The following is a 13,877-nucleotide window of genomic DNA, read 5'->3' on the forward strand; positions in this document are numbered from 1 at the left end:
CGATGCGGAAGTCCGCCTACTACGCTGACGACCATGTCGATAACCGTTCAGGCATCGGGCGCCACCGGACTCACCACGGCGGAGGTCGAGCAGCGTCGCCGCGACGGGCTCACCAACGACGTGCCGGACCGGGCCAGCCGCTCGGTACGCGACATCGTCCGCGCCAATGTCTTCACCAGGATCAACGCCATCCTCGGTGTGCTGTTCATCCTGGTGCTGTCGACCGGTTCGATCATCGACGGCATGTTCGGTCTGCTGATCGTGGCCAACAGCGCGGTCGGCATCATCCAGGAGATCCGGGCGAAGCGGACGCTGGACCAGCTGGCCATCGTCAGCCAGGCCAGGCCGACAGTGCGCCGCGACGGCGTCGCGCACGAGGTCGCGCCGAAGGACGTGGTGCTCGACGACCTGATCGAGCTGGGTCCCGGCGACCAGATCGTGGTGGACGGCGTGGTCGAGGAGTCCGCGCTGCTGGAGATCGACGAGTCGCTGCTCACCGGCGAGGCCGACCCGATCGACAAAGCCATCGGCGCGGAGGTGATGTCCGGCAGCTACGTGGTGTCCGGCTCCGGCGCCTACCGCGCCACCAAGGTCGGCCGCGACGCCTACGCCGCGAAGCTGGCCGAGGAGGCGAGCAAGTTCACCCTGGTGCACTCCGAGTTGCGCAGCGGCATCGACAAGATCCTGAAGTTCATCACCTACCTGTTGATCCCCGCCGGTCTGCTCAGCATCTACAACCAGCTGTTCTCCAGTGGCGAGAGCTGGCGTCCCGCGGTGACGGGCATGGTGGCCGCGCTGGTGCCGATGGTGCCCGAGGGCCTGGTGCTGATGACCTCCATCGCGTTCGCGGTGGGTGTGGTGCGGCTCGGCCGTCGCCAGTGCCTCGTCCAGGAGCTGCCCGCGATCGAGGGCCTGGCCCGCGTGGACGTGGTGTGCGCGGACAAGACCGGCACGCTGACCGAGAACGGCATGCGGCTGTCCGACATCAAGATCATCGACGGGTTCGACGATGGCGAGGTGCGCAAGGCGCTGGCCGCGATGGCGGGCGACGACCCGCGCCCCAACGCCAGCGTGCAGGCCATCGCCGAGGAGCTGACCGATCGGCCCGGCTGGCAGTACACCGCGGTCGCGCCGTTCTCCTCGGCCAAGAAGTGGAGCGGCTTCTCTTACGGCGAGCACGGCGACTGGCTGCTCGGCGCGCCCGACGTGCTGCTGGACCCGGGCTCGGAGGAGGCGCGCACGGCCGAGGAACTCGGCTCCTCGGGTCTGCGCATTCTGCTGCTCGCACAGAGCGACCGTCCCGTGGACTCGCCCGACGCGCCGGGTGCGGTGCGGCCCGCGGCGCTCGTCGTGCTCGAGCAGAAGATCCGGCCCGATGCGCGCGACACGCTCGATTACTTCGCCAGCCAAGACGTGTCGATCAAGGTGATCTCCGGCGACAACGCCGTCTCGGTGGGCGCGGTGGCCTCCTCGCTCGACCTGCCCGGCGGTGATCACGCCGTCGACGCGCGCCGGTTACCCGAGGACCGTGAGCAACTGGCCGACGTGCTCGAGCACGAGACCACCTTCGGCCGGGTCCGCCCGGATCAGAAGCGCGCCATGGTCGGTGCGCTCCAGTCGCGCGGTCACACCGTCGCGATGACCGGCGACGGCGTGAACGACGTACTGGCGCTGAAGGATTCCGACATCGGCGTCGCGATGGGCGCGGGCAGCCCGGCGACCCGCGCGGTGGCGCAGATCGTGTTGCTGGACAACAAGTTCGCGACGCTGCCCTACGTCGTCGGCGAGGGCCGCCGGGTGATCGGCAACATCGAGCGCGTCTCGAATCTGTTCCTCACCAAGACCGTGTACTCGGTGCTGCTCGCGTTCTTGATCGGTCTGGCCGGCGTCGGCTCGCAGATCTTCGGCTACGAGCCGATCGGCTATCCGTTCCTGCCGCGTCACGTCACCATCGCCGCCTGGTTCACCATCGGCATTCCGGCATTCATCCTCTCGCTCGCCCCGAACAACGAGCGCGCGCGCACCGGATTCGTCTCGCGCGTCATGCGTTTGGCGATTCCGTCCGGCGTGGTGATCGGCGTCGCGACGTTCGTGGCGTACCTCATCGCCTACGCGGGACCGGAAGCCAGCGAGACACAGAAGGAGCAGGCGGGCACCACCGCGCTCATCACGCTGATCATGATCGCGGTGTGGGTGCTGGCCATCGTCGCCCGGCCGTACGTGTGGTGGAAGGTGGTGCTGATCGCGGCGTCCATGGCGGCCTACGTCGTGCTGTTCACGGTGCCGTTCACCCGCGAGTTCTTCAAGCTCGACCCCTCCAACGTGGCGCTCACGACCTCGGCGTTCGTCTGCGGCGCCATCGGCATCGTGTTGGTGGAGGCGATCTGGTGGATCAGTGCCGCGCTGCACGGTGAGCAGCGCAGGCTCATCCCGGCCACGCCGGGCGGCAGCGCGTAAACCTCGCCCACCTGCCCGGTTTCGGCGCGAGAAGCCTTGTGCGAAGCGGTCATTCGGGGTTGGAGTACCTTCTCCGAATATGGAGGTACTGCTGCACCAGATCGACGCGTTCGCCGACGCACCGTTCTCGGGCAATCCGGCGGCCGTGATGCCGCTGACGTCGTGGTTGCCGGATGAGCTGCTGCAAAATCTGGCCGAGGAGAACAACCTCGCCGAAACCGCCTTCTATACCTCGCAGTTACCTCCGGAGGCGGTCGGCCCGCCCGTGGATCATCCGGTGTTCCACCTGCGCTGGTTCACGCCGGCGGCGGAGGTCGACATGTGCGGGCACGCCACCCTGGCCGCCGCGGCCCAGGTCTTGGAGGACATGCATCCCGGCGCCGACCGGGTGAGCTTCTTCACCAGGAGCGGCTGGCTGCACGTCGACCGCACCGACGACGACGAGTACATCCTCGATCTGCCGACGGTCGCGTCCGTCGAGGTGGAGCCCGACCCGGCGCTGGTCGCGGCGTTGGGGGTGACGCCGGTGCGCGCCTTCTCCGGCACCGACGAGGTCGTCGTCCTCGCCTCGGAATACGAAGTGCGCCGGGCACGTCCGCTGCTGAGCGCCTTTCCGCCGCTGCCGCGCGCGGCTGTTCTCACCGCCCGAGGCGCGGAAGTCGATTTCGTCTCACGGGTTTTCGCGCCCGGTCTCGGCGTGCCGGAGGATCCGGTCACCGGATCGGCGCACGCCCAACTGGTTCCGCTGTGGGCCGCCGAGTTCGGGCGCACCGAACTGACGGCCCGTCAGCTGTCCCGCCGCGGCGGCGCGCTGCGCTGCGCGCTGGTCGACGATCGGGTTCTGCTGCTCGGTCGCTGCCGCCGCTACCTCGACGGCGTGGTCACGCTGCCCGATTGACCACATCCGGCTGGCTCTCGTCGAAACGAGAGCCAGCCGCCTTCGTGTTCTACCGTGCCGCCACCGTCTCCGGTTCGACAGACGCGGACGAGACGAGGGGTCGCGACATCCGGGACGGCCACCACACCCGGTCTCCCGCGATCAGCGTGAGCGCGGGAACCAGGACCGATCGAACCAGCACGGTGTCCAGCAGGACGCCGAAGGCCACCGCGAACCCGAGCTGGGCCAGCGAGACCAGCGGCAGGGTCACCAGCACCGCGAAGGTGGCGGCCAGCACGATGCCCGCGGAGGTGATCACGCCGCCGGTGACCGAGAGGCTGCGCAGGATGCCCTGCCTGGTGCCGTGCCGCACCGACTCTTCCCTCGCCCTGCTCACGAGGAAGATGTTGTAGTCCACGCCGAGGGCGACCAGGAAGAGAAACGCCAGCAGGATGAGGCCGGAATCCAGGCCGTCGAAGCCGAAGAGGTGCTCGAAGGCGAAAACGCTTGCGCCGAGCGCGGATCCGAACGACAGCACCACGGTGAGCACCAGTCCGATGGGCGCAGCGAGCGACCGCAACAGCAGCCCGAGGACCGCGGTGACCACGAGCAGCACCAGCGGAATCACCACCCACCGGTCGCGCGCCGACGCCGTCGCGATGTCACGGTTCGCCGCGCTGGGGCCGCCGACCACCGTGCCGGGCGCGACCTCGCCGAGGGTGTCGCGCAACCGCTCGATGGTCGCGTATTCGGCGGTGGAATCGGCCGGGTCGCGCGGGATCGCGACGATCTCGCCCGCGGTCAGCCCGGACCGTCCCGCTTCGACCGCGCCGATGCCGGGATCCGCCGCGACCGCCGACATCGCCGCGTCGCGAACGCCGTTGGGCGCGAGGATCAGCAGCGGCGTGCCCGCGCGGTCCGGGAAGTGCGCGGCGATCAGCGACTGCCCCTGGACGGATTCCGGTGTATTCACGAACTGTTCGGCCCGGCCCAGCGAGTCGGTGTTGCCGAGCAGGCCGAGGCTCAGCAGTGCCAGCACCGCGACCGAGGCGAGCGCGGAGAGCACCGGCTTGCGGGCGATGGCCGCACCGATCCGGTCCCACATCGTTCGGGCCGTGGTCGTTTCGGTCCGCACTCGGGGCACCCGAGGCCAGAAGATCCACCGTCCGCACACCACCAGCAGGGCCGGGAACAGTGTCACCATCACCGCGAGCGTGCACACGATGCCCGCCGCGCCCACCGGACCCATGCCCGCGGCGTTGTTCATGTCGGCGGCCAGCAGGCACAGCAGCCCGAGGCTGACGGTGGCGGCGGAGGCCGCGATCGCGGGCACCGAGCGCCGCAGCGCCGCCACCATCGCCTCGCCCACCTCGATGCGGCGGTGCAGTTCCTCGCGGTAGCGCGCGACGATCAACAGCGCGTAATCGGTGCCGACGCCGAACACCAGAATGGTGAGCACCGCGGCGCTCTGATCGTTGACGGTGACGTCGAATGCCTTGGCCAGCCCGTAGACCGCCGCCATGGACAGCACGTTCGCCCCCGCGACGGCGGCCAGCGGCACCAGCCACAGCAGCGGGCTGCGGTAGGTCAGCAGCAGGATCACGGTGACCACGAGGGCGGTCACCAGGAGCAGTCGCTCATCGATGCCCTCGAACGCGCCCTCGAAATCCGCTTGCAGCGCACCGGGTCCGGCGACCTGGACGGTGAGTCCGCCGGGATGCTCGGCGACCGTCGCGCGGAACTCCTCGATGTATTCCGCCGACTCACCGTGTGATTCGCCGACCGCGACCGGAAACAGCAGCGCCGCACCGTCGTCGGAAGACAGTGGCCGCTCGGGTCCGCCCAGCACGCCGTACTTCGAGCGCAGTGCGGCGTAGTGCGCGGCGGCGGTGGCTCGGTCGGCCGCTGTGACGCCGTTCGCGCGGTGGTACACCACCAGGAACACATTCTCGGTGCCGCCGGGCAGGGTGGTCTCCAGTTCGGCCGCCATCGTCGACTGTGCCGAGGCGGGAAGATAGTCGATCTCCCGATCGGATTTCACATCGTCCAACCCGCTCGCCCACGGTGTCGACGCGGCGAGCACCGCGATCCACAGGCCGATGAGCAACCACGCCCTGCTCTTCATCCCCATCACTGTCTCCTCGTTTCGGACATGCCAAGCAGCGTCGCGGGAAGGCGGATCGAAAGCGTCCGCCCCCGGAAGGCTGTTGGAGATACGCCGCGCGGAGTACGCCGGGAGCGGTCGGCTGCCGGAGAATGGCGGGATGAACAGACGGTGGGTGGCCGACGGTGCGCTGGCCGGTGCGCTGGTGGTCGTCGAGCTGATCGCCGCGGGGCCGCTGGCGGGTCCGCGGCCACTGGACGCCTTCGGTGCGGTGCTGCTCACGTTGTCGACAGCGGTGCTGGTGGCGCGCCGAACCTGGCCGCTCGGGGTGTTGTTCGCGCATCTGGTGCTGGTGATTCCGTACCACGCCAACGAATTTCCGCACGAGGCCGTCGTGCCCGCGACCATCGTCGCGCTCTACACGGTGGCCAGGTACGGCAATCGGGCGCGCACGGCACTGGTGATCGCGGTGGTCCTCGTGTTCGGCCTCGGTGGAATCCTGCTGTCGCGCACCGAAAACGAGAACACGGCGCTGCAAGCGTTCGGCGCCGTCGGCTGGATCGTGCTGGCCTGCGTGGCGGGCGAGGCCGTGCGGCTCCACCGCGCCTACATCGCCGAGGCACTGGACCGGGCCGAACGCGCCGAACGCTCGCGCGATGCCGAGGCGCGCAGGCAGGTGGCGGAGGAACGGCTGCGCATCGCCAGGGATCTGCACGATCTGCTCGCCCACACCATCACCGTGATCCAGGTGCAGGCCGGGGTGGCCGCGCACCTGCTCACCGAAGGACGGGCCGAACGAGCCACCGTCGTCGCCGCCCTGGACACCATCGGGGACGCGTGTGCCGACGCGCGCGCCGAATTGGCCGCGACCGTCGGCGTGTTGCGTACCCCGGGCGGGGAGCCCCGCGGCCCGCTGCCCGCGCTGGCGCAACTGTCCGCGCTGGCCGAACCGGCCGAGGCGGCGGGTGTGATGGTGGAGTTCGAGACGCTGGGCGAGGTGCGTGCGCTCGCGCCGACCGTCGAGATGGTCGCCTACCGGATCGTGCAGGAGGCGCTCACCAACGTCGCCAAGCACTCGCGGGCCACCCGCGCGTCAGTGCTGCTCGACTACCAGGCCGATCGGCTGATCGTGCGCGTCACCGACGACGGTCACGGAACTTCCGACGGTGCACCGGGTTTCGGCATTCGCGGCATGGTCGAGCGAGCGGAGGCCGTCGGCGGTTCGCTCCGGACGCTCGGCACGGCCGCGGGGTTCGCCGTGATCGCCGCGCTGCCGATTCCGGGAGTGCCGGAAGAGGTTGGGGCGGTGGATGCTTCGTTGGCCTCGGCCGCCGACGCGCGACGGGACGGCGCGCGGGAATGGGCGAGCGGCATCGATCGGAGCGAGACCAGCGGAGTCGCTTCGTGATCCGGGTGCTGCTGGCTGATGACCAGGCGCTGGTGCGCGGGGCGTTCGCGCTGTTGGTCGCGTCCGCGCCCGATATGACGGTGGTGGGGGAGGCGGCGACCGGGCGCGAGGCGGTGGCGTTGGCTCGTGCCGAACGGGCCGACGTGGTCGTGATGGACATCCGCATGCCGGATCTGGACGGCATCGCCGCGACCACGTCCATCGCCGCGGACGAGAACCTCGCGGGCGTCCGGGTGCTGGTGCTCACCACCTACGACACCGACGACAACGTGCTCGCCGCCCTGCGAGCGGGTGCGAGCGGGTTCCTCATCAAGGACACCAAGCCCGCCGCGCTGCTGGACGCGATCCGCACGGTGGCGGCCGGGGAGGCGCTGCTGTCGCCGAGCGCGACCGCCGCCGTCATCGCGCGGGTCAGGTCCGCGCCGGATCCAGCGCCGCGCCCGACGCTCGGCACGCTCACCGACCGCGAGCTCGACGTGCTCGTCCTCGTCGCGCGCGGTCTGACCAACGCCGAGATCGCCGAGACCCTCGTGCTCAGCCCGCTGACGGTGAAGACCCACGTCAGTCGGATCCTGGCGAAACTGCTCGCCCGCGACCGCGTCCAGCTCGTCATCGCAGCCTACGAGGCGGGACTCGTCACGCCCGCCACCTGAGAACCTCTGCGGTGCACAAGCTCGACCAGATGCGCGCACTCGGTGTGCAGCCCGTCGCCACGAACAACCCGGCGCTGAATCTCGGTCATTTGTCGGGGACCGGGGCGTCGTCCGGTCCGGGGACGACGGTCTCGGTGTGCTCCGACAGCAACGGGTTCACCGCGAAGTGGCCCGCCACGGCGTCGGCGGGCAGGGCTTCGACCGCGCGGATGCCGTTGGCGGCGGCCAGGTTTCGCAGCTCCGGGAGGGTCCCGCGGACGACGAGGCCGACGGTGCAGGCGCATCCGGCCCGCAGGCGGGAGATGGCGACCGTCATGACCCGCGTGTAGCGCTCGTCGATCGGCCCGGTTTGCTCCAGTTGGGCGAGCAGCTGCCACGCGGCCGCGTCGGCGGAAGCCACGGCGACCGCGTCGCCCGCGGGCACCTGTACCGCGACCAGTGGCGTCTGCACGCGCGATATCGGAACACGATGCAGCACTTGGCCGATCCGCAGACCGCCGCTGTGCGCCGGAATCGCCTGCGGCGCGATCGGTTCGGTGAACGAGACCAGCGCCCAGTGCTGCTCGGTATCGGAACCGGAGAGCGAATCGCGCGCTCTGACAAGGTAGTCGGCGACCGGCTCGGCGCGGTCCGGGCCGAGCCGATCGGTGCCGACGCCGAGCTCGCGCGGCGGATTCAGCGCACCGAGCACGGCCATGAAACCGATGACGGCGACCGCGAGGATTCCAGCGAGCACGGCCCGCAGCACCCGAGCGCGTGGTCCGCGGAATCCTGCAGCGCGCGGGTGGTTCGTTGCCGGGCTCTCGGATCCGCCGGCAACGCCACCTTCGCGACGCTCCGCACCGGACTCCGAGCGCTCACGCATTGCGCAGGACGTCCAGCGCGTTCTTCAGATCGTCCGGGTACTCACTGGTGATCTCGATCCAGCGCCCGTCGGCGGGATGGGCGAAGCCGAGCGAGCGGGCGTGCAACCACTGCCGTTGCAGACCGAGGCGTTCGGCGAGGCGCGGGTCGGCGCCGTAGGTGAGATCACCGCAGCATGGGTGCCGGATCGCCGAGAAGTGCACGCGAATCTGGTGGGTGCGCCCGGTCTCCAGGTGGATGTCCAGCAGGCTGGCCGCCTGGAACGCCTCGACGGTGTCGTAGTGGGTGACGCTCGGCCGTCCGTCGGCGGTGACCGCGAACTTCCAGTCGTTGCCGCGGGCCCGGCCGATGGGCGCGTCGATGGTGCCGCTGCTCGGATCGGGATGTCCCTGCACCAGCGCGTGATAGCGCTTGTCGACGGTGCGCTGCTTGAACGCCCGCTTGAGGACGGTGTAGGCGTGCTCGGACTGGGCGACCACCATCACACCGGAGGTGCCGACGTCGAGCCGGTGCACGATGCCCTGGCGCTCGTGCGCGCCGGAGGTGGAGATCCGGTATCCGGCCGCCGCCAGCCCGCCGACCACGGTCGGGCCCGTCCAGCCGACGCCGGTGTGCGCCGCGACGCCGACCGGCTTGTCCACCGCGACGATGTCGTCGTCGGCGTAGAGGATCTTCATGCCCTCCACCGGCGCGGCCTCGATGGTGAGTTCCCTCTTGGGCTCGGGGAATTCGACCTCCAGCCAGGCGCCCGCGACGAGCCGGTCGGACTTGCCCGCGGGCACGCCGTCCAGCTGCACCGAGCCCTCGGCGGTGAGCGCGGCCACCGCGGTGCGCGACAACCCGAGCAGGCGGGAGAGGCCCGCGTCGACCCGCATGCCGTCGAGCCCGTCGGGGACGGGCATGGTTCTGGTCTCTCTCATGCCGCGTTCTCCTCTTCGGCGCCGCCCGGCGTGTCTTTGTTCGGCTCAGCTTTCTTCGGCTCGTCCTTCTCGGGTTCGGCCTCCGCGAGCGGTTCGGGTCGTGCCGTCGCGGCCTCCTCCTCGTCCGCGTCGTGGCCGGTCCGGGTGCCATCGGGCTCGAAGCCGAACACGGTCAGCACCACGAGCAGGATCGCGCCGCAGACGATCGCCGAGTCCGCCACGTTGAACACCGGCCACCAGCCGATCGCGACGAAGTCGACGACGTGGCCCTGCAACGGTCCCGGGGCGCGGAAGAGCCGGTCGACCAGGTTGCCCAGCGCGCCGCCGAGCACCATGCCGAGCCCGATCGCCCACCACAGCGAGCGCAGCGTGCGCCCGATGCGGATCACGCCGATCACCACGGCCGCGGCGACCAGTGTCAGCAGCCAGGTCATGCCAGTGGCCATGGAGAACGCGGCGCCGGGATTGCGCACCAGAGTGAACCGCGCGAAATCGCCGATCAGATACACCGGCTCGCCCGGCCGGAGCTTGGCCACCGCGATCGTCTTGGTGAGCAGATCGAGGCCGAACAGCACCGCGGCGATGATCAGCAGGGTCCGCAACCGTAGCGGCGGGGTCGTCTTTCGCACCGTGTCGGCGGTGTTGTCCTCGGGCGGCCGGTCGTCACTCACGCCGATCATCATCTCTCGAGCACCGCGCGCGCCGCGCCGCGCCTCCTCGCGGCGTGTTCGCAACGCGCCCGGCGGCACGCAAGGCGAATGTCCCAGCTGACACTCAGGAAGCGGTCGTATCGTGTTGCTCGTGACGGTGTTGTCTTCTTCTCACCTGCCCCGGTTCGCGCGCTCGAGTGTGTTGCTCGTCGTGCTCGCGGTCGGGCTTTCCGCCTTCGGCGTCGCCTGCGGCGACGACACCGAGGCGCCCGCGGCCACCGAAGGGACCGAGCCGCTGGGCATGCCCAAGGAAGTGACCGTGCCGATCTCGGCCGCGGCGGCGACGCTCCTCTCGCCCGGCGCCGAGCCGCGCGACGTGCTGCGGCCGCATTTCGTCGTCGGCACCGACCAGCGGGTGACCCTGCGCACCGATCACCGCATCGAGCAGCAGATCAACGACCAGCCCAGGCGCGACTTCTCCACGCCCGCGCTGACCATCCCGATGACCGCCGAGACCAGCGCCGAGGGCGTCGACCTCGTCATCGGCGCGGTATCCACGCCCGACCCGCTGTTGAACAAGGCGCTCACCGCCGCCGACGGCTCGCACGCCGGCTTCGATTTCAGCGACGACGGCGCCATCACCGCGCTGCGGCTCGCCCCGTCACCGGACACCTCCAACGCCGCGCGCGCCGCGCTGGAGCAAGCGTTCTACCAGGCCGTCTATCGCTCGATCATGTTCCCCGACGAGCCGGTGGGCGAGGGCGCGGTGTGGACCGTGCACCAAGAGGTGACCGGCGGCGTGACGCTCGACCAGGTCACCACCGCGACGCTGACCGAGCGCGACGGCGACCGGCTGACCATCCAGCTGAACGTGACGCAGACCCCGAAGTCCGCGAAGTGGTCGCTGCCCAACAACGCGGGCACCCTCGACATCGAGGACTACGTAATGCAGGGCACCGGGACCATCACCGTCGACTTGGGCTTGCCGCTGCCGGTGGCGGGCTCCATCACCGTCGGCGGTCATCAGGCCTACCGTGATCCGCGCAGCGCGAGCATGTTGCAGCAGACCATCACCACGCAGGTCTCGTGGGCGGAGTGACACGCGGCCTGCTGCTCGCGGTGACGAGTGCGGCGGTGATCGCGGGCTGCGGATCGGAGCAGGAGCAACCGTCCGCTCCCGACCTGCCGCCGCTCGGTCCCGCGGTCGCGGCGGCTGCGGTGCCGGGTCCGCCGCTGATCGATCCGGACGAGCTGGCCCGCCGCCTGCTCGGTCCCGCCGACCTGCCCGGCATGACGCCGGTGCTCGATTCCCGGTCGCCGGGACAGGCCCAGACCGCCGGACCCACGGCCGAGACGCGCCCCGCCCGGTGCGCTCAGGTGCTGCTGCCGCTGGCCGAGCAGGGCACCGAACCGCTGACCTGGAATACCGTCGCCTACAACGGTCCGAGCTTCTCCAGTATCGATATCGATGCCGCGAGTTATGCGCCGGAGAAATTGGCGGACGCCTTTTCTTCGGTGCAGCGGACATTGCGCGAATGCACCCATTATTCCGGCAACGACGCGGACGGGACGTCGATCGAATACCGGCTCGGCGGTCTGGAACAACCGGCCGTCGGTGACGCCTCGACGGCATTCCAGCTGCGGACCTCCAGCGCCGGGTTCACCCTGGTCTCGGTCGTCTCGATCGTTCAGGTGGGTTCGGTATTGGCGCAGGTCACCATTACCGCACCGGACTCGGTGGAGCCCGCGGCGCTGACCGAGCTGACGGCCGATCAGGTGGACAGGTTGCGCGGTGTCGCCGGACCGTGAGCACCGCGCGTAGCTCCGGGCTGGATTCGATAGATCTTTCGGCCGATCGGGCGATTTCGGCGGGCTCTCGGGAATAGGCTCGCCCTATCCGAGACAACGCCTCGATCGGAGGTCCCCCAATGTCCGATGTGAAACCCGTCCCCGACGGATATCCGGCGGTATCGCCGGGCCTGGCGATCGACGGCGCCGCGGCCGCGATCGATTTCTACAAGCAGGTGTTCGGCGCCGCGGAGCGGATGCGTATGCCACGCCCTGACGGCAAGATCGCGCACTGCGAACTCACGCTCGGCGATTCGGTCATCATGCTCGGCGACCCGGCGCCGGACATGGAATTCCTCGACCCCAAGACGGTCGGCGGCACGCCCGTCAACATCTACGTCTACGTCGAGGACGCCGACGCGTCCTTCGCGGCCGCCATCGCGGGCGGCGCCAGGGAACTGACGCCGATGACCACCCAGTTCTACGGTGACCGCAGCGGTGCGTTCGAAGACCCGTGGGGACACCGTTGGACGGTGGCCACGCACGTGGAGGACATCTCCCCGGAGGAGATGGACCGGCGCATGGCGGAGATGTTCGGCGACGACTGAAGTCATCCAGAGACGACCGAATCACCCTCCACCCGAACAACTTTGGATGTCAGCGGGCGCTGGGCCGGTCCGGCGACGACGGAGCCGTCCAGGCCGAACTTGCTGCCGTGACAGAGACAGTTGACGGTGCCGCCGGTCACCTCGCCGACTCGGCAGCCCGCGTGCGTGCAGGTGCTGTCCAAACCGACGAAGACGCCCGCGCTCGGCTGGGTGACCACCGTGTCACCCGCGATCACGCCGCCGCCGACGGGAACGTCGGCGGTCTTGACCAGAACCGTCGGGCCACCGGACCGCGCCGCGGACGCTGCCGTGTCGTTCCCGGAGGCGCCGCACGCCGCGAGCGCGGTGGCGGCCAGCACTCCGGCTCCGACTACCACGGTGCGGCGGTCGAGTAGCGAATCGTTGTCGTCCCTGGTGCTTTTCATGCGGATCTCCTCGAACTCAGCCGCGCCGGTGCCGAGCCGATCCCGCCCGAACCGACGTCCTCACCTACCACGTCCCAGGAGCCGCAACGGTTCAGCTGCCGCGGGGTTCACAGCCGAGCACCTCGGAGACCGATTCGGCAGCGACGCCTACGCTGGCGAGATGCTGGTTTGGATCAACGGTCCGTTCGGTGGCGGAAAGACGCAGACGGCGCACGAGCTGGCGCGGCGGGTGCCGGGTGCGGTGCTCTGCGATCCAGAACACGTCGGTTTCGGGCTGCACCGGATGGCGCCGCCGGACTTGCGCGCCGACTTCCAGGATTTCGCGAGCTGGCGGCACGGTGTGCGCGAGGTGCTCGAACTGGCGCTGACGAGGCACGGCGGGCCGGTGTTCGCGCCGATGACGGTGGTGGAACCGAAGTACCTCGCCGAGATTCTCGACCCGCTGCGCGAAAGGGGCCACGAGGTGCACCATTTCGCCCTGCTGGCGCAGCGCGAGGTGGTGTTGCGACGACTGCGGGAGCGCGGCTTCGGGCATCTCGCGCAGAAGCTCACCGGACGCGACGCTCCGCTGTGGCGGGAGAGCTGGGCGGTGTCCAAGCTGGACCTGTGTCTGGAGCGGTTGGTGGGCCCCGAGTTCGCGGCGCAGATCTGGACCGACGAAATGACGGTGCCCGAAGTCGCCGACCGTATCGGTGCGGCGGTGGGTCTTTCGCTGCGACCCAATACCGACAGCGAGCTACGCGGAGCCCTCCGCCGTGCCTGGGTCGGCGTCCGTCACATCCGCTTCGACTGAGCGGCAACGCATTCCGCTGCCGACACCGGAGTGCTTTTCGGCGGCGCGAGGGCGGCGGACCCGATCCCCCTCACGGACCGGGTACGCCGCCCGCGCGCCGGGTCAGCCGCGGGCGATGGCTTCGAAGACCTTGGGGTCGACGAGGGTGGAGGTGTCGCCGAGTTCGCGGCCTTCGGCGACGTCGCGCAGCAGGCGGCGCATGATTTTGCCGCTGCGGGTTTTGGGGAGTTCCGGGACGACGTGGATTTCGCGTGGTTTGGCGATGGGGCTGATCTCGCGGGCGACTTCGGCTTTGAGTTCGTCGACGAGTGCTTGGCCGGTGTCTTTGGC

The 13,877-nt window shown here is 69.9% G+C and carries 13 protein-coding genes and 1 pseudogene; 8 read left to right on the plus strand and 6 right to left on the minus strand.

Annotated elements, in window-relative coordinates; all coding sequences use genetic code 11:
- Positions 1–33: 33 nt before the first annotated feature.
- Complete coding sequence (locus tag ABZV58_RS33940) at positions 34–2,457, plus strand: cation-translocating P-type ATPase (RefSeq protein ID WP_355004272.1); 2,424 nt, start codon at positions 34–36, stop codon at positions 2,455–2,457.
- Positions 2,458–2,536: 79 nt separating this feature from the next.
- Positions 2,537–3,355 carry a PhzF family phenazine biosynthesis protein gene (locus tag ABZV58_RS33945; RefSeq protein ID WP_355004273.1) on the plus strand — a complete coding sequence of 273 codons (819 nt, stop codon included), beginning with the start codon at positions 2,537–2,539 and terminating at the stop codon, positions 3,353–3,355.
- A 49-nt stretch (positions 3,356–3,404) separates the two neighbouring features.
- On the opposite strand, the gene ABZV58_RS33950 is transcribed toward ABZV58_RS33945, so the two are convergent.
- The gene (locus ABZV58_RS33950; protein ID WP_355004274.1) at positions 3,405–5,465 is read right to left on the minus strand and encodes an MMPL family transporter; all 2,061 of its coding nucleotides are present in this window, start codon (positions 5,463–5,465) and stop codon (positions 3,405–3,407) included.
- Positions 5,466–5,598: 133 nt separating this feature from the next.
- Between ABZV58_RS33950 and ABZV58_RS33955 the strand changes: the two genes are divergently transcribed.
- Positions 5,599–6,846 carry a sensor histidine kinase gene (locus ABZV58_RS33955; RefSeq protein WP_355004275.1) on the plus strand — a complete coding sequence of 416 codons (1,248 nt, stop codon included), beginning with the start codon at positions 5,599–5,601 and terminating at the stop codon, positions 6,844–6,846.
- On the plus strand, positions 6,843–7,499 hold the full coding sequence (locus tag ABZV58_RS33960; protein WP_355004276.1) for a response regulator transcription factor: 657 nt from the start codon (positions 6,843–6,845) through the stop codon (positions 7,497–7,499). The genes ABZV58_RS33955 and ABZV58_RS33960 overlap by 4 nt, the downstream gene beginning before the upstream one ends.
- 85 nt (positions 7,500–7,584) lie before the next feature.
- Here ABZV58_RS33960 and ABZV58_RS33965 read toward each other — a convergent pair whose 3' ends face one another.
- The 3 genes from ABZV58_RS33965 to lspA all read right to left on the minus strand — a co-directional run bounded on the left by ABZV58_RS33965 (position 7,585) and on the right by lspA (position 9,966).
- Complete coding sequence (locus ABZV58_RS33965) at positions 7,585–8,235, minus strand: hypothetical protein (protein ID WP_355004277.1); 651 nt, start codon at positions 8,233–8,235, stop codon at positions 7,585–7,587.
- A 121-nt stretch (positions 8,236–8,356) separates the two neighbouring features.
- Positions 8,357–9,283 carry an RluA family pseudouridine synthase gene (locus tag ABZV58_RS33970; RefSeq protein ID WP_355004278.1) on the minus strand — a complete coding sequence of 309 codons (927 nt, stop codon included), beginning with the start codon at positions 9,281–9,283 and terminating at the stop codon, positions 8,357–8,359.
- Complete coding sequence (lspA, locus tag ABZV58_RS33975) at positions 9,280–9,966, minus strand: signal peptidase II (RefSeq protein WP_355004279.1); 687 nt, start codon at positions 9,964–9,966, stop codon at positions 9,280–9,282. Before lspA ends, ABZV58_RS33970 begins: the two co-directional genes overlap by 4 nt.
- A gap of 118 nt (positions 9,967–10,084) precedes the next feature.
- On the opposite strand from lspA, the gene ABZV58_RS33980 reads away from it, so the two are divergent.
- The 3 genes from ABZV58_RS33980 to ABZV58_RS33990 all read left to right on the plus strand — a co-directional run bounded on the left by ABZV58_RS33980 (position 10,085) and on the right by ABZV58_RS33990 (position 12,329).
- A complete protein-coding gene (locus tag ABZV58_RS33980; protein ID WP_355004280.1) occupies positions 10,085–11,032 on the plus strand; it encodes a hypothetical protein in 948 nt (315 codons plus the stop codon).
- Entirely contained in the window at positions 11,020–11,742 is a 723-nt protein-coding gene (locus ABZV58_RS33985; RefSeq protein WP_355004281.1) for a hypothetical protein, read from the plus strand. The genes ABZV58_RS33980 and ABZV58_RS33985 overlap by 13 nt, the downstream gene beginning before the upstream one ends.
- 119 nt (positions 11,743–11,861) lie before the next feature.
- Positions 11,862–12,329 carry a VOC family protein gene (locus ABZV58_RS33990; protein ID WP_355004282.1) on the plus strand — a complete coding sequence of 156 codons (468 nt, stop codon included), beginning with the start codon at positions 11,862–11,864 and terminating at the stop codon, positions 12,327–12,329.
- 2 nt (positions 12,330–12,331) lie between these two features.
- On the opposite strand, the gene ABZV58_RS33995 is transcribed toward ABZV58_RS33990, so the two are convergent.
- A complete protein-coding gene (locus tag ABZV58_RS33995; RefSeq protein WP_355004283.1) occupies positions 12,332–12,754 on the minus strand; it encodes a Rieske (2Fe-2S) protein in 423 nt (140 codons plus the stop codon).
- A 160-nt stretch (positions 12,755–12,914) separates the two neighbouring features.
- Between ABZV58_RS33995 and ABZV58_RS34000 the strand changes: the two genes are divergently transcribed.
- Positions 12,915–13,547 (plus strand): AAA family ATPase, encoded by a 633-nt coding sequence (locus ABZV58_RS34000; RefSeq protein WP_355004284.1) that lies wholly within the window; start codon positions 12,915–12,917, stop codon positions 13,545–13,547.
- A 102-nt stretch (positions 13,548–13,649) separates the two neighbouring features.
- On the opposite strand, the pseudogene ABZV58_RS34005 reads toward ABZV58_RS34000, so the two are convergent.
- A pseudogene (locus ABZV58_RS34005) lies at positions 13,650–13,877 on the minus strand (acetyl-coenzyme A synthetase); the annotation flags it as partial.

It is taken from the genome of Nocardia sp. NPDC004654 (assembly GCF_040609595.1).
Taxonomy (GTDB): Bacteria; Actinomycetota; Actinomycetes; order Mycobacteriales; family Mycobacteriaceae; genus Nocardia.